Origin of the sequence: Pseudomonas sp. NY15463, assembly GCF_048068415.1 — a bacterium.
GTDB classification, from domain to species: domain Bacteria; phylum Pseudomonadota; class Gammaproteobacteria; order Pseudomonadales; family Pseudomonadaceae; genus Aquipseudomonas; species Aquipseudomonas mosselii_C.
The window spans coordinates 408278-430747 of the sequence record NZ_JBLUQD010000002.1 but is presented as its reverse complement, the minus strand read 5'-3'; the positions used below and the strand labels follow the sequence as shown (position 1 = coordinate 430747).

Annotated in this window: 17 protein-coding genes and 1 pseudogene; 11 read left to right on the top strand and 7 right to left on the bottom strand. The window is 64.2% G+C overall.

The features are described 5' to 3' along the window. The first annotated feature begins 94 nt into the window (after positions 1-94). A complete protein-coding gene (gene arcD / locus ACNFIC_RS06165) occupies positions 95-1522 on the top strand; it encodes an arginine-ornithine antiporter (protein WP_138218796.1) in 1428 nt (475 codons plus the stop codon). An 80-nt stretch (positions 1523-1602) separates the two neighbouring features. Here arcD and ACNFIC_RS06160 read toward each other — a convergent pair whose 3' ends face one another. From ACNFIC_RS06160 to gap, 7 genes and pseudogenes are all read right to left on the bottom strand, one after another. Further along, positions 1603-2949 (bottom strand): CoA transferase, encoded by a 1347-nt coding sequence (locus tag ACNFIC_RS06160; protein WP_416780360.1) that lies wholly within the window; start codon positions 2947-2949, stop codon positions 1603-1605. A gap of 74 nt (positions 2950-3023) precedes the next feature. Next, positions 3024-3419 (bottom strand): annotated as a pseudogene (locus ACNFIC_RS06155) (YbaN family protein); the annotation flags it as partial. A gap of 50 nt (positions 3420-3469) precedes the next feature. Further along, positions 3470-4063, bottom strand: coding sequence for a biliverdin-producing heme oxygenase (locus ACNFIC_RS06150; RefSeq protein WP_138218794.1), 594 nt, complete (start codon positions 4061-4063; stop codon positions 3470-3472). A gap of 132 nt (positions 4064-4195) precedes the next feature. Then, entirely contained in the window at positions 4196-6778 is a 2583-nt protein-coding gene (locus ACNFIC_RS06145; RefSeq protein ID WP_416780358.1) for a TonB-dependent receptor, read from the bottom strand. Positions 6779-6908: 130 nt separating this feature from the next. Next, on the bottom strand, positions 6909-7871 hold the full coding sequence (locus ACNFIC_RS06140) for a FecR family protein (protein ID WP_416780356.1): 963 nt from the start codon (positions 7869-7871) through the stop codon (positions 6909-6911). 90 nt (positions 7872-7961) lie between these two features. Then, positions 7962-8474, bottom strand: coding sequence for an RNA polymerase sigma factor (locus tag ACNFIC_RS06135; protein ID WP_138218791.1), 513 nt, complete (start codon positions 8472-8474; stop codon positions 7962-7964). Positions 8475-8655: 181 nt separating this feature from the next. Then, positions 8656-9657: a type I glyceraldehyde-3-phosphate dehydrogenase gene (gap, locus tag ACNFIC_RS06130; RefSeq protein ID WP_138218790.1), complete on the bottom strand. Its 1002-nt coding sequence runs from the start codon at positions 9655-9657 to the stop codon at positions 8656-8658. 261 nt (positions 9658-9918) lie between these two features. Here gap and edd point away from each other — a divergent pair, with 261 nt between their 5' ends. The 10 genes from edd to ACNFIC_RS06080 all read left to right on the top strand — a co-directional run bounded on the left by edd (position 9919) and on the right by ACNFIC_RS06080 (position 22365). Next, positions 9919-11745 (top strand): phosphogluconate dehydratase, encoded by a 1827-nt coding sequence (gene edd / locus ACNFIC_RS06125; RefSeq protein ID WP_138218789.1) that lies wholly within the window; start codon positions 9919-9921, stop codon positions 11743-11745. After that, positions 11742-12701: a glucokinase gene (locus tag ACNFIC_RS06120; protein ID WP_138218788.1), complete on the top strand. Its 960-nt coding sequence runs from the start codon at positions 11742-11744 to the stop codon at positions 12699-12701. Before edd ends, ACNFIC_RS06120 begins: the two co-directional genes overlap by 4 nt. A 71-nt stretch (positions 12702-12772) precedes the next feature. Continuing rightward, positions 12773-13495: a response regulator gene (locus tag ACNFIC_RS06115; RefSeq protein ID WP_138218787.1), complete on the top strand. Its 723-nt coding sequence runs from the start codon at positions 12773-12775 to the stop codon at positions 13493-13495. Then, positions 13479-14933 carry an ATP-binding protein gene (locus tag ACNFIC_RS06110; protein WP_416780353.1) on the top strand — a complete coding sequence of 485 codons (1455 nt, stop codon included), beginning with the start codon at positions 13479-13481 and terminating at the stop codon, positions 14931-14933. The genes ACNFIC_RS06115 and ACNFIC_RS06110 overlap by 17 nt, the downstream gene beginning before the upstream one ends. Positions 14934-15367: 434 nt before the next feature. After that, positions 15368-16585, top strand: coding sequence for an AGE family epimerase/isomerase (locus ACNFIC_RS06105; protein WP_138218785.1), 1218 nt, complete (start codon positions 15368-15370; stop codon positions 16583-16585). Positions 16586-16702: 117 nt separating this feature from the next. Beyond that, complete coding sequence (locus ACNFIC_RS06100) at positions 16703-17989, top strand: ABC transporter substrate-binding protein (RefSeq protein ID WP_416780350.1); 1287 nt, start codon at positions 16703-16705, stop codon at positions 17987-17989. A 58-nt stretch (positions 17990-18047) separates the two neighbouring features. Beyond that, positions 18048-18956, top strand: coding sequence for a carbohydrate ABC transporter permease (locus ACNFIC_RS06095; RefSeq protein WP_416780347.1), 909 nt, complete (start codon positions 18048-18050; stop codon positions 18954-18956). Beyond that, the gene (locus tag ACNFIC_RS06090; RefSeq protein WP_138218782.1) at positions 18949-19794 is read left to right on the top strand and encodes a carbohydrate ABC transporter permease; all 846 of its coding nucleotides are present in this window, start codon (positions 18949-18951) and stop codon (positions 19792-19794) included. The genes ACNFIC_RS06095 and ACNFIC_RS06090 overlap by 8 nt, the downstream gene beginning before the upstream one ends. A gap of 3 nt (positions 19795-19797) precedes the next feature. Further along, positions 19798-20946: an ABC transporter ATP-binding protein gene (locus tag ACNFIC_RS06085; protein WP_138218781.1), complete on the top strand. Its 1149-nt coding sequence runs from the start codon at positions 19798-19800 to the stop codon at positions 20944-20946. 75 nt (positions 20947-21021) lie between these two features. After that, positions 21022-22365 carry a carbohydrate porin gene (locus tag ACNFIC_RS06080; RefSeq protein ID WP_138218780.1) on the top strand — a complete coding sequence of 448 codons (1344 nt, stop codon included), beginning with the start codon at positions 21022-21024 and terminating at the stop codon, positions 22363-22365. Positions 22366-22470: the final 105 nt, after the last annotated feature.

Sequence of the window (22470 nt, the reverse complement as noted above, 5' to 3'; positions counted from 1 at the left end):
CTTTGAGCACCGCAATGAATATAAATAAACGGTTACATTCAAACGCTGTTGTGGCCTGTTTCGCCGTGGCGGGCATACCCACAGAGGAGGGGCGATGAGCGAACCCGGACAGAAACTGCGCCTTGGCGCGCTGGTTGCCTTGGTGGTGGGGTCGATGATCGGTGGCGGGATCTTTTCGTTGCCGCAGAACATGGCAGCGCGTGCCGAAGTCGGCGCCGTGCTGATCGGCTGGGCGATCACCGCCGTGGGTATGCTGGCGCTGGCCTTCGTGTTCCAGACCCTGGCCAATCGCAAACCTGAACTGGACTCTGGGGTGTACGCCTATGCCAAGGCAGGCTTCGGTGAGTACATGGGGTTTTCCTCGGCCTGGGGCTACTGGATCAGCGCCTGGATGGGCAACGTCGGGTATTTCGTGCTGCTGTTCAGCACCCTGGGGTTCTACTTCCCGGCATTTGGCCAAGGCAACACGCCGTTGGCCATCGGCTGTGCGTCGCTGCTGCTGTGGGCAGTGCACGTTCTGGTGCTGCGCGGCATCAAGGAGGCTGCGTTCATCAACCTAGTGACCACCGTGGCCAAGGTGGTGCCGCTGCTGATGTTCATCGTGATCGCCGCGTTCGCCTTTCGCGCCGACATCTTCACCCAGGATGTCTGGGGTTTCGCCAACCCACGGTTGGGCAGTGTGCTGGAGCAGGTACGCAACATGATGCTGGTGACGGTGTTCGTGTTCATCGGTATCGAGGGGGCCAGTGTGTATTCGGGCCGGGCGCAGCGCCGCGCGGATGTTGGCAAGGCCACGCTGATTGGTTTTCTCGGGGTGCTGGCGTTGTTGGTGTTGGTCAACGTGCTGTCGCTGGGCGTGATGACCCAGCTGCAACTGGCGGGTTTGCAGAATCCCTCGCTGGCCTCGGTGCTGGAGCATATCGTCGGGCCGTGGGGCGCTTTGCTGATCAGCCTGGGGCTTGCGGTGTCGTTGCTGGGGGCGTTGCTGTCGTGGGCGCTGCTGTGCGCCGAGATCCTGTTCGCCACGGCTCGCGACGGCACCATGCCGCGCTTCCTGGCTCGGGAAAACGCTAGGCATGTGCCGGCCAACGCGTTGTGGCTGACTAACACGATGATCCAGGCTTTCTTGCTGATTACGCTGTTTGCGGCAAGCACCTACACCAGCTTGATCTACCTAGCCTCGTCGATGATTCTGGTGCCGTACTTCTGGTCGGCGGCCTACGCGATGCTGCTGGCGCTGCGCGGTGAGACTTACCAGGGCCAGGCGGGCGTGCGGCGCAAGGACTTGCTGGTGGCGATGATTGCGCTGGTCTATGCGATCTGGCTGCTGTATGCCGGCGGACTCAAGTACGTGTTGCTGTCGGCATTGTTGTATGCGCCGGGGGTGATTTTGTTCGCGCGGGCCAAGCATGAGCAGGGGCAGCGGCTGTTCACGGGATGGGAGACGCTGATCTTCGCTGCCGTGCTGCTGGGCGCCGGGGTTGCGGCTTATGCCTTGCACGCGGGGATTTTGAGCCTCTGATCCCTAGGATTGCGCAAAACGTTGCCCCGTGTAGGAGCGGCCTTGCGCCGCGAATGGGCCGCTCCTACACAAGGCGGGTGTTACCAACTGGGCTTGCTTGAGCCCAGCTCGCAAGCCCCGTGGTCCCACGCCATCAGCGCCTCGCCGACCTTCAACGGCCCCTTGAGCCGATGTGCAGGGCCCCAGGGCGTATGTTCGAGCGACGGGTCGATGTCATCCGCCGACTCGGCGGCCAACGGCAGGTCTTCTTCCACCGTGCCGCGCTCGACCAGCAACCGCGCAGTGCGCGCCAGTGACAGCCGCGCTCGGCAGCTCTGGCCACTGCGCAGCCGCTCACCCAGCGCGCGGATCGCCTCGGCGGCCATCAGGTAGCCGGTGGCGTGATCCAGTGCCTGCACCGGCAGCGGTACGGGGCGCTCGGTTTGTTGCCAGCGCTGACCTGCGTGGGCGATACCGCTGCTCATCTGCACCAGGCTGTCGAAGCCGCGACGGTTCTGCCATGGGCCGCTCCAGCCATAGGCGTTCAGGCTGATATCGATCAGCCCAGGGTTGAGCAGGCGACGCTGCGCAGCGCCCAGCCCGAGGCGCTCCAGAGCGTCGGCGCGGTAGCCATGCACCAGTATGTCGGTGTCGGCGAGCAAAGCCTGGAAGATAGCCTGGCCTTCGCTACTGCGCAGGTCCAGGCGGGCGCAGCGTTTGCCCAGGGTGACTTCGGCGACGGCCGCGGGCTCGTTCCACTCGGGTGGGTCGATACGCAGCACCTGCGCTCCAAAGCCTGCCAGCAGGCGTGTGGCGATGGGGCCGGCGAGGATGCGGGTCAGGTCGAGTACCTTGATGCCGGCCAATGGCCGTGTCTCGCTGCCGTGCCAGGCCAGTGGCACGGCGGTAAACGTGTCGCGCAGCACCAGCGACTCGGCACCGACCGCCCGGCCTTGGGGGTGCTCGCACCAGTCCAGCTCGTTGCGCATACGTGCCGCGCAGCCGCCAGCGGCCACCACGGCGCTCTCCAAGGTATCGGCGTCCCACTGCGCGACCTGCTTTGCCACGCTTTCGCGCTGAGCCTGGCAGCCGAGTACCTGCAAGGCAGCGGCGCGGTGATGCGGTGCATTGGTGTGCAGGCGAATCCAGCCGTCGCGCGCGGCATAGTCACCTGCAATGGCGTCCCATACCGGCGGTGGCGCCCAGCCTTGTGGGCGCAGGCTGCTGGCGAACCAGCACGAGGCCAGGCGGCGGTCGACGCGTACCAGCGGACAGCGTTCCAGCGGGGCTTCGAGCAGGTGCGCCAGGGCCAGGCCACAGGCCGCGATGCTGGCCGCGGCAAGCTCGGTGACGGCGAACGCCGAGGGCAGCGCGCCGATACCTTGCCAGCGCACGGCGTCGGTATCGAGGTTCAGGGCCTGGGCGATGGGGGTGAGCAATGTCTGCATGCAGGATCCTCCTGGGTGGCTCCATTGCAGTACAGCTTCTTCGCGGGTGCAACCCTGGCGTCGTTGCCGTTCGACGTCACCCCAGTGCGCGGGCGCTCGGGGCGCGACCAGATCCACAGGTTGCCCAAGGTCATCCCGGCGATGGCCAGGAACACCGGCCAGTGGTGATCGAGGACGCTCAGCATCAGGCCTGCGCACAGCAGCATGCTGAGGGTCGCGCTGAGCTTGGCGCGGCGCTGGATCACCTTACCGTTACGCCAGTTGTGCAGGATCGGCCCGAACAATCGGTGCTGTTCGAGCCAGGCTGACAGGCGCGGCGAACTGCGGGTGGCTGCCCAGGCCGCGAGCAGGATGAACTCGGTGGTCGGCAGCCCTGGGATGACGATGGCCACCAGGCCAATGCCCAAACTCACGTAGGCGAGGATCGCGTAAAGTAGGCGGGACAGCTTGGAGCGGGCGATTTGGGTCATGGTCTCACTGCAAACGGTGCGGTCGCCCGCAGGCGACCGGGTAACGCGTGTCAGGCCAGCGCGGCGTCGGCCGCGTAGGCATGCTTGAGCAGTTCGGTGAAGCGCTCGAAGGCTGCGACTGCGCCGCGTTCGGCGGCGGCGTCTTCGGCCGGCGACAGCGCCAGGCTGTCGAGCATACGGGTGAACTGCTTCCAGCCTTCGGCACGGCCACCGGCCGGCTCGCCAAGGTGACGGGCGCCAAAGTTATCGGACAAGCCCAGGGCCACGGCGCGCTTGATCAGGAAGGCAGCACCCAGTTTGGAGCCTTCTGAGACGAAGATCCAGCCCAGCGCTTCACCCAGGCTCGGCGCTTGCAGTGCGCCGGGGATCGGCGCGGGTACTTCGGTGTCGAGGTCGCTCAGGTCCAGGCGGGCCTGTTCGGCGCGGCAGCGGGCGGCCAGGTCAGGCACCAGGGCGATCAGTTGCGGGTCGTTGTAAAGCGCTTGCAGCTCGGATTGGAACAGGTACTGGGCGACCACGAAACGAGCGAAGGCTTCGCGGCTGTCGAACGGTTTGTGGGATTTGACCAGGGCGTCCAGCGCGGTATGCGGGGCGTGGGTAACCTGGTTCAGGCGCTGGGAGCGCAGGGCTGGGCGATCGCTCATGAGAAGTCCTTGAGTGGTGAGGGCGTCTAGTGACAAGACGAAGAAGGCGGCGCAGGAGCGTAAAAAAACACCTGCGCCAGGCGCCGCATCGCGGGGCGAGGCCGCTCCCGCGAGGGCGCAAGCGTGATCGGATCAGATATCCCACACCACGTTGATGGCGAAGTTGCGCCCTGGCATGGTCAGGCGGTCCAGGTTGGCCGGCTGGGTGGCACCGGCTTCGCCGATGGCGTCGTAGCCGCGTACGTCATCCCACTGCCAGTATCGCTTGTCGGTCAGGTTGTACAGGCCAGCATTGACGGTGATGTCGTCGGTCACCTTGTAGAAGCCAGTCAGGTCCAGCACACCATAGCCTGGGGTCTTGAACTGCGAACTGGTGCCGTCGGGGGCAAAGAAGGTGGTGTCGTCGACACGGTTCTTGCGCTTGACCAGAGTCCAGCTCAGCAAACCGCCGTAGTGCTGCTGCTCGTAGCCCAGGCCGAGCACTGCGGTCAGCGGGTTGACGCTGTTCAACGGCTGCCCGTTGTCGTCGTTGCGACCGTGGGCATAGGCCAGCGAGCCCTGGGTGTACAAGCCTGGCGCAGCACCGAAGGCGTCGAGGTTCAGGCGACCCTTGAACTCGGCACCTTTGATGGTCGCGCGCTTGATGTTGCTGGCTTGGAAGGTCGAGGTCAGGTTGGCCGATTGCACGGCGTCTTCGTTGATGAAGTCGCGGTACTTGTTGTAGAACACCGCCACATCGAAGTTGCCGCTCTCGAAGTTGCCGCGCAGGCCGGTTTCGTAGCTCTTGCTCTTCTCCGGCTCAAGGCCTGGGTTGGGCTTGACGCTGTAGCCGACAGTGGAGTTCTCGAAGCGGCCGTACATCGACTTGGCGGTTGGCGTGCGGAAACCTTCGGCGTACTGGCCGTACCAGGTGTAGTGGTCGTTGAAGGCGTAGGTCACACCGAACTTGGGTGAGACGCGGTGCCACTTCTTGGCCGAATCATCCAGATCGTCCAGGGTGCCGCCGTTGGCTGCCGCGCCGCGCAGGAAGGCGTCGGTGAATGTCGGGTCGAGCTTGGTGTAGTCGTAGCGCGCGCCAGGCAGGAAGGTCCAGTTGTTCCAGCGGATCTCGTCCTGCACGAACAGGCTGTAGGTGTCGATGGTTGGATCGGGGAAGTCGCTGACCAGCGCCTGGCCATCGGTCGGCCGGTTGGCGCCCACACTCGGGCAGCCGATGCCCACGGCCAGGCACGTGCCGGTACCGCTGCGGGTGCCGGTGACCTTCTCATGCTTGACGGTGGTGCCATAGGTCAATGTGTGATCGGTGGCGCCGATGCTGAACGCTTTGTCGAACTGCGCGTCGAGCACCCATTGGCGATCCTTGTAGGTGGTATCGCGGGTGCGCAGTACGGTGCGAGTGAAGGGCGAATACACCTCTTCGGTGTACTGATCGGTCTTGGCGATCTGGTAGTTCAAGCTCCACTTCACGTGGTCGGCCACCGACGATTCCAGGCCGAATTCGTGGTTGATGCCGAAGCGCTCGCGGGTGACGCTGTCGTTGCCGCTGCGCGCCTTGTACATGCCCACGCCGACACCGTTGCCGAACGGCCCGCCGACAACGCTGAGCAGGTTCTGGTCGCGGTCATCCTTGTAGCGTTCGTAGGTGAAGCCCAGGCGGGCGTCGTCGGCGTAGTTCCAACCCAGCTTGGCCAGCACGTTGGTGGTGCGTACGTCCTCGGGGTTGGCCTGGGTGCGGGCAAGGCCGGTGCCGCCGGTTTCGCCGTACGACTCGGTCTCGTGGCCATTGCGCTGGCTCAGGTGCAGCAGGCCGTCGAAGTCGCCCTGGCGGCCGGCGACGGTGGCGGAGGTCAGCCAGCTTTCGTCGGCGGAGCTGTAGCCGGTCTTCAGGCGCGCGCCGACATCCTTGCCGGGCTTGATGATGTCCTCGGGGTCGAGGGTGAAGTAGCTGACCGCACCGCCAATGGCGTTGCTGCCGTACAGCACCGAGGCCGGGCCGCGCAGGATCTCGACGCGCTTGACGATTTCAGGGTCGACATAGTTGCGCTGGGTCTGGGCGAAGGGGCCGTAGAAGAAGCTATCCGGGATCGAAACCCCATCGACCTGGGTCAGGATGCGCTCGCCGTCGATACCGCGGATGTTGTAGCCATTCAGGCCACTACGCTGGCCTACACCGCCCACCGACACGCCTGGTTCGTAGCGCACCAGTTCCTTGATGCTGTTGACGTTCTGCCGGTCGAGCTGCTCGCGGCTTTGTACGCTGACGGTACTGGGTACCTGGCTGATGTCCTGGGCGTTGCGGGTGGCGCTGACGGTCATCTGTTGCAAGGCGATGGCGTTGCCAGCGGCTTGGCGCTCCAGCACCACGTTGCCATTACCGATCGTGCGATAGCGCAGCCCGGTGCCGTGCAGCAGGCGCTGTAGGGCGGCCTCCGCCGTCAGCGAACCTTGCACGCCCGGCGAGGCGATGCCCTCGGCCAGTTCGGCGCTGAAACCGACCTGCCAGCCGGTGACCTGACTGAACGCGTTGATGGCTTGCACCAGCGGCTGCTGGGCAATGGCGAAGCGGTAGTCGCCCATCCGCGGACTGCTCGCCTGGGCCGGTTCCATGGCCAGCGCCGGCAGGCTGCCGGCGCTGGCGAGTAGCGCCAGGGTCAGCAGGGACAAAGGGCCGCAACGGCGGGAAGAAATGGAGGGGCGGAAAGGACCTGAGGACATCGAAAGCGCTCCCTGTCGCGCAAGGTTATAGGCAGTGGCTGTTCTCGGTTTCGAAGTTTCGAACGAGAATCAATCGTATTGGCTATAACGAGACGGATGGGGTGTGCGATTCGCGTAAAAAAACTGTCGGTCAGTTCAGGATGACCAGGGCGGGGTACTCGTGTAGCTGCGCGGAGGTGATGTGCGCCAGCGCGCGTAGCGTCTCCAGGGGTTGATCCAGGCGGTAGTTACCGGTGACTGCAACCTGTTCGAGGGCGGTGTTGCGGTTGATGATCCAGCCGGGGTAGTAACGGCGGACTTCGGCCAGGACCTGGCTCAACGGGCAGTTCTCGAATACCAGGCGGCCGTCGATCCAGGCCAGGTCCTGGCGCAGGTCCGGGCGTTGACGTGGGCCAAAGCCCTTGGGGCCTAGGCTGATGCTCTCGCCTGCGCTGAGGCGGATGCGCTGGTCGGTGGCGGCCAGGACATCGACATCGCCGCGCTGCACCCGCACTTGTGCCTCGCCGTCCAGGTAGCGCACGGCAAAATCGGTGTCGCGCACGCTGGCGCGCAGGGGGCCGGCCTGGACCTCCAGCGGCGTGTGGTCGCTGCCAGCGACCTGGAAATACGCCTCGCCCTGCAGCAGCCGGGCAACCTGGTGCCCATCGCGCACATCGCTGGCGAACGCCGAGTTGGTGTTGAGCAGCACCTTGGCGCCGCTGTTCAGCTCCAGGCGCTGGCGCTCGCCGACCACGGTCAGGTGGTCGGCTTGCAGGCGCACCGGCAGGTTGCCGAAGGTGAACAGCCCGACCAGCAGCACGGCGGCGGTGGCCAGGGGTTTCCAGTGGCTGCGCAGGCGCCCGCCCAGGGAGCGGCGGCGGACCACGTGCAGGGTGCTGGCGGCATGGCGCAACGCTGCCCCGTTCCACAGCGCCTCGACTTCGATATACGCCTCGGCGTTTTGCGCAGCCGCGCCCAGCCATTGTTCGAAGGCTGCGGTGTCCTGCGCGCTGGCGCATTGCAGGCGGATCAGCCAGTCCATCGCCTCTTCGCGAGCACGAGCGCGGGCGTCAGGCTCGGCGGGTGTCGGGCGCGAGGAAGGCAGGTCGGTCACGGGGAGTCCTTGGGGCGATTTCTTGCGCATGATCAGCGCTGGCCCGGTGCAAGGCAAGGGCTTTGCGCGCCGTCGCGGCCAGTTGCCGAGTCACTGGTGACGATCGGCCACGCCCATGCAAATGGCCATGATCAGTTTCAATTCCTTTTGCACCGTGCTTGCCGAGACTTGCAGTTGTTCGGCGATTTCCAGGTAGCTGGCGCCGTGCAAGCGGCTCTGGATGAAGATGCGTTGCTGGCGTTCGGTCAACTGGCCAAGACTTGCGCTCAAGTGCCTGAGCAACTGCTCGGCGTGGGCTGCGTCCTCACTGTTGCCCACAGGCGCCGCGACGTTGTGCAGGACCTGCTCGGGTACATCGTCGACCAAGGTGCGCGCTTGCACCCGACGGGCGCGCAGATGGTCCAGGGCGAGGTTGCGTGCGGTCTGGAAAACGAACGGTTCGAGGTGCTCGATGGGGCGTTCGCCCAAGGCACGGGTGACCCGCAGGTAGGTCTCCTGCAACAGGTCCTCGGCGGTGCTCGGGTTGCCCACCATGCGCTGCAGCGTGCGCAGCAGGCTCAGGCGCTGGTTGAGGAAGACGGAATTGAACCGGGACTGACTCACGAAGAAACCTGGTGGACTGAGAAGAGAATGATAATGCTTATCATCAATGCTCAAGGTCAAGCGCGCAAATGTCACCGTCAGGTAAAGATTGGGCTGTGCAGAGGCTTGCCGGGACGCCGCAACGGGCCGCAGGGCGGCCCCGGCAATATTCAAGTCAGTCGCATGATGTTCAAGCGCCCTGTTACTTGGCGCGCAACAGTGCCAGGCAGCTGTCCAGCATGCGGTTGGAGAAGCCCCACTCGTTGTCGTACCAGGCCAGCACCTTGAGCATGCGCCCGTTGGCGCGGGTGTGGTTGGCGTCGAAGATCGACGACAGCGGATTGTGATTGAAGTCGCACGACACCAGTGGCAGGGCGTTGTAACCGAGCACCGGCGAGTGGCGGCTGGCCTCGAGGAACGCCTGGTTGACCGCCTCGGCGGACACCTCACGCTTGAGATTGACCGTCAGGTCCACCAGCGACACGTTGATCACCGGTACACGCACTGCCATGCCGGTCAGCTTGCCGGCCAGTTCCGGCAGCACCAGTCCCACCGCTTCGGCCGCGCCGGTCTTGCTGGGTATCATGGATTGGGTGGCCGAGCGGGCGCGGTAGGGGTCGCCGTGGTAGACGTCGGTAAGCACCTGGTCGTTGGTATAGGCGTGGATGGTGGTCATCAAGCCTTGTTCGATGCCGAACTCGCGGTGCAGCACCTGGGCCACGGGCGCCAGGCAGTTGGTGGTGCATGAGGCGTTGGAGATGACCTGATGCGAGGCGCGCAGCACGTCATGGTTGACCCCATACACCACCGTTGCGTCGGCGCCTTTGGCCGGTGCGCTGATGATCACCTTGCCCGCGCCTGCGCTCAGGTGTGCGGCTGCCTTGGCGCGCTCGGTGAACAAGCCCGTGCACTCGAACACCACATCGATCGCCAGGGCCTTCCAGGGCAGCTCGGCCGGGTTGCGAATGGCGCTGACGGCGATTCTATCGCCATTGACGGTGAGGCTTTCATGGTCGGCCTCGACGTTGGCGTCGAATATACCGTGGACGCTGTCGTACTTGAGCAAGTGGGCGTTCATCGTGCTGTCGCCCAGGTCGTTGATGGCGACGACCTGCAGGTCCTGACGATAGCCTTGCGTGTACAGTGCGCGCAGGACATTGCGCCCGATACGGCCGAATCCATTGATGGCGATGCGAAGGGTCATGGCGTTACCTCTGGCAGTCGGGTGAAGCCTGTGGCACAAAGAGCAGCTTCACTGAAACGGTTTTGTTATTGGAATTACAAGATTATTCACTGTCGGATAGAAAACAAGCCTTTTTAGTGGCAGTATTTTGTTAAATCTACAACGAGTGGTCGGAAAGCCGCTCCACGCTTGCCCTCAGCGCCCTTCACATGAGCCTAGGCCGCAATCGTTTGGAGGGGAAATGCCGCAAGCCACCCTTACCGTTAGCCTGGAGTCCAGTACATGCACCCGCGCATCCTTGAGGTCACCGAACGGCTGATCGCCCGCAGCCGCCGCACCCGTGAACGCTACCTTGAGCTGATCCGTGGCGCGGCCAGTGACGGCCCCATGCGCGCCAGCCTGCAATGCGCCAACTTCGCCCATGGCGTGGCCGGCTGCGGCGGCGAGGACAAGCAGACCTTGCGCCTGATGAACGCCGCCAACGTGGCCATCGTCTCGGCCTATAACGACATGCTCTCGGCGCACCAGCCCTATGTGCATTTCCCGGACCAGATCAAGCAGGCGCTGCGCGAAGTCGGCTCGGTCGGCCAGTTCGCCGGGGGCGTGCCAGCCATGTGCGACGGCGTGACCCAGGGCGAGCCGGGTATGGAGCTGGCCATCGCCAGCCGTGAAGTGATCGCCATGTCCACCGCCATCGCCCTGTCGCATAACATGTTCGACGGTGCGCTGATGCTCGGCATCTGCGACAAGATCGTCCCTGGCCTGATGATGGGCGCGCTGCGCTTTGGTCACCTGCCGACCGTGTTCGTGCCTGGCGGGCCGATGGTCTCGGGCATTTCCAACAAAGAGAAGGCCGACGTACGGCAGCGCTATGCCGAGGGCAAGGCCACCCGTGAGCAACTGCTCGAGTCGGAAATGAAGAGCTACCACAGCCCCGGCACCTGCACGTTCTACGGCACCGCCAACACCAACCAACTGGTGACCGAGGTGATGGGCCTGCATTTGCCGGGAGCCTCGTTCGTCAATCCGTACACACCGTTGCGTGATGCGCTGACCGCCGAAGCGGCGCGCCAAGTCACGCGCATGACCAAGGCCAGCGGCAGCTTCATGCCAATTGGCGAGATCGTCGACGAAAAAGCCTTGGTCAACGCCGTGGTCGCACTGCACGCCACGGGCGGTTCGACCAACCACACCCTGCACCTACCGGCCATCGCGCAGGCCGCCGGCATCCAGCTTACCTGGCAAGACATGGCCGACCTCTCCGAAGTGGTGCCGACACTGTCCCACGTCTACCCCAACGGCAAAGCCGACATCAACCACTTCCAGGCCTGCGGTGGCATGGCGTTGCTCATTCGCGAGCTGCTCGACGCCGGGCTGTTGCACGAGGACGTCAATACCGTGGCCGGCCCTGGGCTGCGCCGCTACACCCAGGAGCCGTTCCTCGACGACGGCCAGCTGGTATGGCGCGAAGGCCCGACCCAGAGCTTGGACGAAAACATCTTGCGCCCGGTGGCGCGGCCTTTCTCGGTCGAAGGTGGACTGCGGGTGATGGAAGGCAACCTGGGGCGCGGGGTGATGAAAGTGTCTGCCGTGGCACTGGAGCACCGAGTCGTAGAGGCCCCGGCACGGGTGTTCCACGACCAGCAGTCGCTGGCCGATGCGTTCAAGGCCGGCGAGCTGGAGCGCGACTTCGTTGCGGTGGTGCGCTTCCAGGGACCGCGCTGCAACGGTATGCCCGAGCTGCACAAGCTCACGCCGTTCCTCGGTGTGCTGCAAGACCGCGGTTTCAAGGTGGCGCTGGTCACCGACGGGCGCATGTCGGGTGCCTCGGGCAAGATCCCGGCGGCCATCCACGTCTGCCCGGAAGCTTTCGACGGTGGGCCGCTGGCACGTGTGCGCGATGGTGATATCGTGCGTGTCGATGGTGTCGAAGGCACGCTGCGGGTCATGGTCTCGGCCGAAGAGCTGGCCAGCCGTGAGCTGCCCACCCCGCCTACAGGGAACGACCTGGGGTGCGGGCGCGAGCTGTTCGGCTTCATGCGTGTGGCGTTCAGTCCGGCGGAAAAGGGCGCGAGCGCCTTCACCTCGGCGTTGGAGACCCTCGAATGAAGGCTTTGCTGGTCGGAGATATCGGCGGGACCAATGCCCGCTTCGCCCTTTGGCGGGACAACCGGCTGGAGGCGGTGCAGGTGTTCGCCACCGCCGACTACACCAGCCCCGAGCAGGCCATCGAGGCGTATCTGGCGGACCAGCACATCAGCCGCGGCGGCCTGGCGGCAGTATGCCTGGCGGTGGCGGGGCCGGTGGAGGGCGATGAGTTCCGTTTCACCAACAACCACTGGCGCCTGAGCCGCACGGCGTTCTGCCAGGCATTGCAGGTACAGCAGCTGCTGCTGATCAACGATTTCACCGCCATGGCCCTGGGCATGACCCGCCTGGACGCGGGCGAGTACCGCGAAGTGTGCCCAGGCCAGGCCGATCCGGCACGCCCGGCGCTGGTGATCGGCCCGGGCACCGGCTTGGGGGTGGGCAGCCTGCTGCGCCTGGGCGAACAACGCTGGATGGCGCTACCCGGCGAGGGCGGGCATGTTGACCTGCCGGTGGGTAATGCCCGCGAGGCCGCGATCCACCAGCACATTCATCGCCAGATCGGCCATGTCAGTGCCGAGACCGTGCTCAGCGGCGGCGGCTTGGTGCGCTTGTATCAGGCCCTGTGTGCGCTGGACGGTCATCACCCGATTCACAAGACCCCGGCGCAGATCACCGATGCGGCCCTGGCGAACGAGCCCCAGGCGCTGGCGGTGATCGAGCAGTTCTGCCGTTTCCTCGGGCGGGTGGCGGGCAACAATGTGCTCACCCTGGGCGCGCGCGGTGGGGTCTATATCGTCGGTGGGGTGATTCCGCGTTTTGCCGAACTGTTCCTCAGCAGCGGTTTTGCAGCAAGCTTCGCCGAAAAAGGCTGCATGAGTGGCTATTTTGCCGGGGTGCCGGTATGGCTGGTTACCGCTGAATTTTCCGGGTTGTTGGGGGCCGGGGTGGCGTTGCAGCAGGCGCTGGATCACTGATCGCCAGGGCTGCATGGCAGCCCTAGTACAGCAGGCATTAAGATCTGCGACAGACCAAAGGAAGGACCATTGTGAGCACTGCCGGTAAATCGATCCTGATGGTCGACGACGACCAGGATATTCGCGAACTTTTGCAGACCTACCTCAGCCGCTGTGGCCTGCACGTGCACGCCGAACCCGATGGCCAGGGGTTTCGCCGTGCTCTGGAAGCAGCACCTTACGACCTGGTGATCCTCGATGTGATGCTGCCTGACGAGGACGGCTTCAGCCTGTGCCGATGGGTGCGCCAGCATCCGCGTCAGGCGCAGGTGCCGATCATCATGCTCACCGCCAGCTCCGATGAAGCGGATCGGATCATCGGCCTTGAACTGGGCGCCGATGACTACCTCGGCAAACCCTTCAGCCCGCGCGAATTGCAGGCGCGGATCAAGGCGTTGCTACGTCGCGCCGATTTTACCCAGGTCGCATCTCCCAGTGCCGTGCTGGCCTTCGATGACTGGCGCCTGGACACGGTCAGCCACCGACTGTTCCACCGCGACGGTGAAGAGGTGATCCTGAGCGGTGCGGACTTTGCCTTGCTCAAGCTGTTCCTCGACCACCCTCAGCAGATTCTTGACCGTGACACCATCGGCAACGCCACCCGTGGGCGCGAGCCGATGCCGCTGGACCGCATCGTCGACATGGCGGTCAGCCGTCTGCGCCAGCGCCTGCGTGACACCGACAAACCGCCGCGGCTGATCCGTACCGTGCGTGGCAGCGGCTACCTGTTGGCGGCGCATGTCTGCCCGGTCTAGCGAGCGGCGCCGGCGTCTGCTGCCACGCTCGCTATTGGGGCGCATGCTGCTGCTCACCCTGCTGGTGGTGGTGTTGGCCCAAGGCCTGTCGAGCCTGATCTGGGTCGCGCAACTGCGTGCCAGCCAGTTGCAGGGCCTACGTGCCAGTGCCAGCAGCCTGGCCCACTCGATGAGCGCCAGCGTCAGCTACTTTCGCTCGCTGCCGGTCGCCTACCGGCCCATGGTGCTGGACCAGTTGCGCAGCATGGGCGGCACGCGGTTTTTCGTGTCGCTCAACGTCAAGCCCCTGGACATGCCGGTGTTGCCGGTCACCCCGCGCAAGCAGGCGGTGATCGCGGTGTTCGAGCAGGTGCTGCATGAGCGCTTGGGGTCACAGGTCGAGGTGGATGTGGCGTTCGTGCGGCCCGATGACCTGAGGATTTTCAATAGCGGCCTGAAGCTCGACGAACTGCCGCGTTCGTGGGCGCATTATTCGTTGACCCTGGAACCGCTCAACCCGCCGGTACTGGTTACCCAGATCCGCCTGGGCGAGGGCGAGTGGCTGTACATCGCTTCGCTGTTGCCCGAGCCCTACACCAGCCTGGAGACCGAGCGCCTGCCACGCCAGCAAATCGGCTTCATCGCCCTGACCACGGCGATGCTGCTGGTGTTCATCGGCCTGCTGGTGCACTGGCAGAGCCGGCCGCTCAAGCGCCTGGCCCGTGCGGCGCGAGAGATGTCGCTGGGCGCCAACGTGGCGCCGGTGGCCGAGGGCGGTGGCAGCGAGGTGGAGGATGTCGGGCGGGCTTTCAACAGCATGCGCGAGCGCATCAGCCGCTATCTCACCGAGCGCGCCCAGCTGTTCAGCGCGATTTCCCACGACTTGCGCACGCCGATCACGCGTCTGCGCCTGCGCGTCGAGCTGCTGGAGGATGAGCAGTTGCAAGCGCGTTTCAGCCGCGACCTCGACGAGTTGGAGTTGCTGGTCAAGGGTGCGCTGCAATGCGTGAAGGACACCGACATCCACGAAAACATCGAGCCGATCGACCTCAACCAGGTCCTGCACATGCTTGCCGAACCGTACCTGGAGGATGGCCGCATCACTGTCGAGGGCTCGGCGCTGGCGCCGTATCCGGGCAAGTCGCTAGCCCTGCGCCGCTGCATCGGCAACTTGATCGATAACGCCATCAAGTACGGCGAACGCGCGCGCTTGCGCATCATCGACAGCCCGCAGAGCTTCGTGCTGCAGGTCGACGATCAGGGGCCGGGAGTGCCGGAGCAGCGTCTTGAGCAGGTGTTCGAGCCGCATTTTCGTCTGGCCGGACAACAGCAGGGCTACGGGTTGGGGCTCGGTATCGCGCGTAACATCGCGCACAGCCACGGAGGCGAGGTGAGTTTGCTCAACCTGCGTGAAGGGGGCTTGCGGGTGACCCTGTACCTGCCGCGCACAGTGGAATAAGCGACGCCTGTAGGAGCGGCCTTGTGTCGCGAACGGGTCGCAAAGCGGCCCCAGGATTTCAGCCACGGCACATACCTTCGGGGCTGCTACGCAGCCCTTTCGCGGCACAAGGCCGCTCTCATAGAACTACACATAACTTGTTGATTTAGAAGGAATCTGTGGGAGCGGGCTTGCCCGCGAACACCGGCAAAGCCGGTGCCATCCACTGAGTCGCCTGCTTCGCGGGCAAGTCGGGGCGCCGAACCGCCGCTCCCACAGGGTACGCGGCGCGCTTGCGAAATCAGTTCTCTGCGCGACAGCGCGGCCCAAAGGGCTGGGTAATCTCCTACAGGGATTCATGTCACGGCTTGGTGACAATCCTGCCAGCCTTCGTGACATCCAGCCCAGGACGGCTGGCTAGACTCGGCTGACAACAACAAGGACGCCCACGCCCCATGACCCACCGTTGGCTCGACTCTCCCACGCATCACGCCTGGCTCACCCAAGAAGCCCTGCGCTTGCTGGCCTTCGCCCGTTCTGCGCGCTTGCCCGAAGGCTTTGGCAACCTCGATTACGAGGGCCGCCTGCCGCGTGGCGCCAGTGCCGAGACCCTGAACACGGCGCGCATGACCCACAGCTTCGCCCTGGCCCACCTGCACGGCATCCCCGGGTGCAAGGACCTGGTCGAGCATGGTGTGGCCGCCCTGCAAGGCCCGCTGCACGATGCCCAGCATGCAGGCTGGTACGCCCGACCCGGCGGGCGCGGCGAGGACGCCAAGACGGCCTATCTGCACGCCTTCGTCGCCCTGGCGGCCAGCTCGGCGGTGGTCGCCGGGGTGGACGAGGCGCGGGCGCTGCTGCGCGATGCCATCGAAGTCATCGACAGGCGCTTCTGGAGCGAAGAGGAGGGCGCCTTGCGCGAGGCCTTCAGTCGTGACTGGCACACCTGCGAGGCTTACCGGGGCGCGAACAGCAACATGCACGGTGTCGAGGCCTTTCTCGCCCTGGCCGATGTCACCGGCGATACGCGCTGGCTGGAGCGCTCGCTGCGTATCGTGCAGCGGCTGATCCTGGCTCAGGCAGCCGCTGATGGCTACCGCGTGACCGAGCATTTCAATGCGCATTGGCAAGCCCTGCCGGAGTACAACCACGACCAACGCGCGGACGGGTTTCGCCCCTACGGCACCACGCCTGGCCACGCCTTCGAGTGGGCGCGTCTGCTGTTGCACCTGGAGGCTGCGCTGCAACGCGCCGGCCTGGGCGCGCCTGGCGAGCTGTTGGTCGCTGCCCGCGGCCTGTTCGACAGTGCCTGCCGCCACGCCTGGCAGGTCGATGGTGCTCCAGGGTTGGTCTACACCCTCGACTGGCACAATCGTCCGGTGGTGCGCGAACGCCTGCACTGGGTTCATGCCGAGGCCTGCGCCAGCGCCGCGGCTTTGTTGCAGCGCACCGGCGAAGCGCAGTACGAGCGGTGGTATCGCGGCTTCTGGGATTTCATCGCCGAGCACCTGATCGATCATGCAGGCGGCAGTTGGCACCACGAACTTGACCCTGACAACTGCCCCAGTGCGCGCATCTGGGGCGGTAAGCCAGACCTCTACCACGCCTTGCAAGCGGTACTGGCACCTCGCTTGCCGCTGGCCCCGAGCTTCGCCTGCGCGTTGGTTATGTAACCAAGTGATGACATTCGCGCATCCGTTCGTTACCTGATCGGCTGCGCGGCTTACTTACACTCCATTGCAATGCAAGCGACAGTCTTGCCACGCATAACAACAAGAAAGGTATTTCCCATGTATTCGACGCTTCGTCTCGCCGCCGCGATTTCTCTCGCATCCATGTGTTCCCTCAGCGCCCATGCCGCCGATTCCAAAGGCAGCGTGGAAGTGGTCCATTGGTGGACCTCCGGTGGCGAAAAGGCTGCGGTCGAGGTGCTCAAGGCCCAAGTCGAAAAGGACGGCTTCACCTGGAAAGACGGTGCTGTGGCCGGTGGCGGCGGTGCCACCGCCATGACCGTCCTCAAAAGCCGCGCCGTGGCCGGTAACCCGCCAGGCGTCGCGCAGATCAAGGGCCCGGACATCCAGGACTGGGCGGCCACCGGCCTGCTCGACAGCGAGGTGCTCAAACCAGTCGCCGAGCAGGAGAAGTGGGACAGTCTGCTGGACAAGAAAGTCGCCGATACCGTCAAGTACGACGGCGACTACGTGGCAGTGCCGGTGAACATTCACCGCATCAACTGGCTGTGGATCAACCCGCAGGTGCTCCAGAAGGCCGGTATCGCCAAGGCGCCGACCACCCTCGATGAGTTCTACGCCGCCGCCGACAAGCTCAAGGCCGCAGGCTTCATCCCGCTGGCCCATGGCGGGCAGCCGTGGCAGGACAGTACGGTGTTCGAAAGCGTGGTGCTGTCGGTGATGGGGGCTGAGGGCTACAAGAAGGCCCTGGTCGATCTCGACCCGCAGGCCCTCACCGGCCCTGGCATGGTCAAGTCGCTCACCGAGCTGAAAAAGGTCGCCACCTACATGGACCCGGACGGCAAGGGCCAGGACTGGAACCTCGAAGCGGCCAAGGTCATCAACGGCAAGGCCGGCATGCAGATCATGGGCGACTGGGCCAAGAGCGAATGGACCCTGGCCAAGAAGACTGCTGGCACCGACTACCAGTGCGTGCCGTTCCCTGGCACCGAAAAAGCATTCCTCTACAACATCGACTCGCTGGTGGTGTTCAAGCAGAAGAACGAAGGCACAGCGGCTGGCCAACAGGACATCGCCCGGCAGGTGTTGGGTGAGAACTTCCAGAAGGTATTCAGCATCAACAAGGGCTCGATCCCGGTGCGTAACGACATGCTCGCGGACATGCGCAAATACGGCTTCGATGCCTGCGCCCAGACCGCTGCCAAGGACTTCCTGGCGGATGCCAAGTCCGGTGGCTTGCAGCCGAGCATGGCGCACAACATGGCGACCACGCTGGCTGTACAGGGCGCGTTCTTCGATGTGGTGACCAACTACATCAACGACCCGAAAGCGGATCCAGCGGATGCGGCCAAGAAGCTCGCCGCAGCGATCAACGCCGCCAAGTAGCCACTGGCGAGCCCGCCCCCGCAGGTGATGTGGGGGCCCTATCTTCGGGTATTCGAGCATGACCACACTGACCGCCCCTTTGCGGGCCTCCCCCCTGGACGCGCTCCAGCGCTGGCTACCCAAGCTGGTGTTGGCACCGAGCATGTTCATCGTACTGGTGGGGTTCTACGGCTATATCCTGTGGACGTTCGTCCTCTCCTTCACGACGTCCACCTTCCTGCCTACCTATAAATGGGCAGGGCTGGCGCAGTATGCGCGGCTATTCGACAACGACCGCTGGTGGGTGGCGAGCAAGAACCTGCTGGTGTTCGGCGGCCTGTTCATCGGCGTCAGTCTGGCCATTGGGGTGTTGCTGGCGGTGCTGCTGGATCAGCGTATCCGCCGCGAAGGGTTCATCCGCACGATCTACCTGTACCCGATGGCGCTGTCGATGATCGTCACCGGTACCGCCTGGAAGTGGCTGCTCAATCCCGGCATGGGCCTGGACAAGTTGCTGCGCGACTGGGGGTGGGAGGGCTTTCGCCTTGACTGGCTGATCGACCCTGACCGGGTTGTCTATTGCCTGGTGATCGCTGCCGTGTGGCAAGCCTCGGGCTTCATCATGGCGATGTTCCTGGCAGGCCTGCGCGGCGTCGATCAGTCGATCATTCGCGCCGCCCAACTCGACGGCGCCAGCCTGCCACGCATCTACTGGACGGTGGTACTGCCCAGCCTGCGCCCGGTGTTCTTCAGTTCGCTGATGATCCTTGCGCACATCGCCATCAAGAGCTTCGACCTGGTGGCGGCGATGACCGCTGGCGGCCCGGGCTATTCCTCCGACTTGCCGGCGATGTTCATGTACGCCTTCACCTTCAGCCGCGGGCAGATGGGCATGGGCTCGGCCAGCGCGGTCCTGATGCTTGGCGCGATCCTGGCGATCCTGGTCCCCTACCTGTACTCCGAACTGCGGGGCAAGCGCCATGACTAGCGTGACTGACAAACCTGCGCTGAATCTCAGCCGCATCGCCATCCATGCCGTGCTGCTGCTGGCGGTGTTGCTGTACCTGGTGCCACTGGTGGTGATGCTGCTGACCAGCTTCAAGACCCCTGAAGACATCGGTACCGGTAACCTGCTGAGCTGGCCGACCACGTTCACCACCCTTGGCTGGAGCAAAGCCTGGGCCACGGTCAATGGCTATTTCGTCAACTCGGTGCTGATCACCGTGCCGGCGGTGCTGATCAGTACCGCCATCGGTGCGCTGAACGGCTATGTGCTGTCGATGTGGCGTTTTCGCGGCTCGCAGCTGTTCTTCGGACTGTTGTTGTTCGGCTGCTTCCTGCCGTTCCAGACCGTGCTGCTGCCGGCTTCGTTCACCCTCGGCAAGCTGGGCCTGGCCAGCACTACCAGCGGCCTGGTGTTGGTCCATGTGGTGTATGGGCTGGCCTTCACCACGCTGTTCTTTCGCAACTACTACGTGAGCATTCCCGATGCGTTGGTCAAGGCGGCGCGGCTGGATGGCGCCGGCTTCTTCACCATCTTCGGGCGGATCATCCTGCCGATGTCCACGCCGATCATCATGGTCTGCCTGATCTGGCAGTTCACCCAGATCTGGAACGACTTCCTGTTCGGGGTGGTGTTTTCCAGCGGCGACTCGCAACCGATCACCGTGGCCCTGAACAACCTGGTCAACACCAGCACCGGGGCCAAGGAATACAACGTCGACATGGCCGCAGCGATGATCGCCGGGCTGCCGACGCTGCTGGTCTATGTGATTGCGGGCAAGTATTTCGTGCGCGGGCTGACCGCCGGCGCGGTCAAGGGGTAAGTCATGGCAACACTCGAACTACGCAATGTGCACAAGACCTATGGCACTGGCCTGCCTGACACGCTAAAGGATATTCAGCTGGCGATTAAGGATGGCGAGTTCCTGATCCTGGTAGGCCCCTCTGGGTGCGGCAAGTCCACGCTGATGAACTGCATCGCCGGTCTTGAGAGCATCAGTGGCGGCGCGATCCTCATCGATGATCAGGACGTCAGCGGCATGAGCCCGAAGGATCGCGACATCGCCATGGTGTTCCAGTCCTACGCGCTGTACCCGACTATGAATGTGCGTGACAACATCGCCTTCGGCTTGAAGATCCGCAAGCTGCCCCAGGCGGCCATCGATGAAGAAGTGGCGCGGGTGGCCAAGCTGTTGCAGATCGAGCACCTGCTGGGGCGCAAGCCGGGGCAACTGTCGGGCGGCCAACAGCAGCGCGTGGCCATGGGCCGGGCGCTGGCACGCCGGCCGAAGATCTATCTGTTCGATGAGCCGTTGTCGAACCTGGACGCCAAGCTGCGGGTGGAGATGCGCACCGAGATCAAGTTGATGCACCAGCGCCTGAAGACCACCACGGTGTACGTCACCCACGACCAGATTGAGGCCATGACCCTGGGCGACAAGGTGGCCGTAATGAAGGACGGCATCATCCAGCAGTTCGGCACCCCGCAGCAGATTTACAACGATCCGGCCAACTTGTTCGTCGCAAGTTTCATCGGCTCGCCACCGATGAACTTCATCCCGGTACGCCTGGCGCGCCAGGACGGACGCATGCTGGCCTTGCTCGACAGTGGCCAGGCCCGCTGCGAGCTGCCGTTGGGGGCGGCCAGCGATGCACTGGAGGGGCGCGAGATCATCCTGGGCATTCGCCCGGAGCAGATCAGCCTTGGCGCCGCCGAGGGCAATGGCCTGCCGGGCATTCGTGCCGAGGTGCAAGTCACCGAGCCCACCGGCCCCGACCTGCTGGTGTTCGTCACGCTCAACCAGACCAAGGTCTGCTGCCGCCTGGCGCCGGATGTGGCGTGCCGGGTCGGCGACAGCCTCAACCTACAGTTCGATCCGGCGCGAGTGCTGCTATTCGACGCCGCCAGCGGCGAGCGCCTTGATCAAGCTGCCACCACCGTGAAGGACAACGTGGCCCGCTTCAAAGGCCGTTAAACCCACGCGGTCTCTGTGTAGGAGCGGCCGCCGTCAAACCGTTCTGTCAATAACAAGAAAAGAGGATGCAAAGGAATGGAACAGCGCAATCGCATCAGAACGTTGGGCTCGCTGGCCTTGTTGGCCGCTGTGGGCAGCAGCGGCGTTCAAGCTGCCGAGGCTTTCTCGTCGGACTCGAAATGGATGACCGGCGACTGGGGCGGCACCCGCACCGAGCTGCTGGAGAAGGGCTACGACTTTACCCTCGACTACGTCGGCGAAGTTGCCGGCAACCTGCATGGGGGCTACAACGACGACAAGACGGCTCGCTACAGCGATCAGTTCGCCCTGGGCGCGCACCTGGACCTTGAGAAGATCTTCGGCTGGAAGGATACCGAGTTCAAGCTGGCGATCACCGAGCGCAGCGGGCGCAACCTGTCCAACGACCGCATCAGCGACCCGCGTGCCGGACAGTTCAGCTCGGTGCAGGAAGTGTGGGGGCGTGGCCAGACTTGGCGCCTTACCCAGATGTGGATCAAGCAGAAGTACTTCGACGGCGCACTGGACGTGAAGGTTGGGCGCTTCGGCGAGGGCGAGGACTTCAACAGCTTCCCCTGCGACTTCCAGAACCTGGCGTTCTGCGGCTCCCAGGTCGGCAACTGGGTCGGTGGCATCTGGTACAACTGGCCGGTCAGTCAGTGGGCGCTGCGGGTCAAGTACAACCTCAGCCCGGACTTCTTCGTGCAGGTGGGCGCCTACGAGCAGAACCCCTCCAACCTGGAAACCGGCAATGGCTTCAAGCTCAGCGGCAGCGGTACCAAGGGTGCGATCCTGCCGGTGGAGATGGTCTGGTCGCCCAAGGTCAATGGTCTGCCGGGCGAGTACCGGCTGGGCTACTACTACAGCACCGCCAAGGCCGACGATGTGTATGACGACGTCAATGGCAACCCGCAAGCGCTCACCGGGGCTGACTTCAAGTCGCACTCGAGCAAGCATGGCTGGTGGGTCGTGGCCCAGCAGCAGGTGACCGCGCATGCCAGCGACGCTAGCCGTGGCTTGAGCGTGTTCGCCAATTTTACCGTGCACGACAAAGCCACCAACGTGGTCGACAACTACCAGCAGGTAGGCCTGGTGTACAAAGGCGCCTTCGATGCACGGCCCAAGGACGACATCGGTTTCGGCATCGCGCGTATCCATGTCAATGACGATGTGAAAAAGCGTGCCGAACTGCTCAATGCCGCCAGTGGCATCAATGACTACGACAACCCAGGTTTCGTCCCGCTGCAACGTACCGAATACAACGCCGAGCTTTATTACGGCTTCCATGTCACCAATTGGCTGACCGTGCGACCGAACCTGCAATACATCAAGAGCCCAGGGGCGGTGGATCAAGTCGACAACGCGCTGGTCGCGGGCTTGAAGATTCAGTCGTCATTCTGAGAACAATTGTTGTAAATTTACGCCATCCATTTTCGGCCCTCCGCTAACCACTGGTCTGCAGTGGTTAGCGGGCAAGGGGCGAGACAGCGCTATCTCGAACAACAA

Excerpts from the sequence above, each read along its gene's own strand:
- arcD (WP_138218796.1), top strand. The coding sequence starts at position 95 with ATGAGCGAACCCGGACAGAAACTGCGCCTTGGCGCGCTGGTTGCCTTG.
- ACNFIC_RS06160 (WP_416780360.1), bottom strand. The coding sequence starts at position 2,949 with ATGCAGACATTGCTCACCCCCATCGCCCAGGCCCTGAACCTCGATACC.
- ACNFIC_RS06150 (WP_138218794.1), bottom strand. The coding sequence starts at position 4,063 with ATGAGCGATCGCCCAGCCCTGCGCTCCCAGCGCCTGAACCAGGTTACC.
- ACNFIC_RS06145 (WP_416780358.1), bottom strand. The coding sequence starts at position 6,778 with ATGTCCTCAGGTCCTTTCCGCCCCTCCATTTCTTCCCGCCGTTGCGGC.
- gap (WP_138218790.1), bottom strand. The coding sequence starts at position 9,657 with ATGACCCTTCGCATCGCCATCAATGGATTCGGCCGTATCGGGCGCAAT.
- edd (WP_138218789.1), top strand. The coding sequence starts at position 9,919 with ATGCACCCGCGCATCCTTGAGGTCACCGAACGGCTGATCGCCCGCAGC.
- ACNFIC_RS06120 (WP_138218788.1), top strand. The coding sequence starts at position 11,742 with ATGAAGGCTTTGCTGGTCGGAGATATCGGCGGGACCAATGCCCGCTTC.
- ACNFIC_RS06110 (WP_416780353.1), top strand. The coding sequence starts at position 13,479 with ATGTCTGCCCGGTCTAGCGAGCGGCGCCGGCGTCTGCTGCCACGCTCG.
- ACNFIC_RS06105 (WP_138218785.1), top strand. The coding sequence starts at position 15,368 with ATGACCCACCGTTGGCTCGACTCTCCCACGCATCACGCCTGGCTCACC.
- ACNFIC_RS06100 (WP_416780350.1), top strand. The coding sequence starts at position 16,703 with ATGTATTCGACGCTTCGTCTCGCCGCCGCGATTTCTCTCGCATCCATG.
- ACNFIC_RS06095 (WP_416780347.1), top strand. The coding sequence starts at position 18,048 with ATGACCACACTGACCGCCCCTTTGCGGGCCTCCCCCCTGGACGCGCTC.
- ACNFIC_RS06090 (WP_138218782.1), top strand. The coding sequence starts at position 18,949 with ATGACTAGCGTGACTGACAAACCTGCGCTGAATCTCAGCCGCATCGCC.
- ACNFIC_RS06085 (WP_138218781.1), top strand. The coding sequence starts at position 19,798 with ATGGCAACACTCGAACTACGCAATGTGCACAAGACCTATGGCACTGGC.
- ACNFIC_RS06080 (WP_138218780.1), top strand. The coding sequence starts at position 21,022 with ATGGAACAGCGCAATCGCATCAGAACGTTGGGCTCGCTGGCCTTGTTG.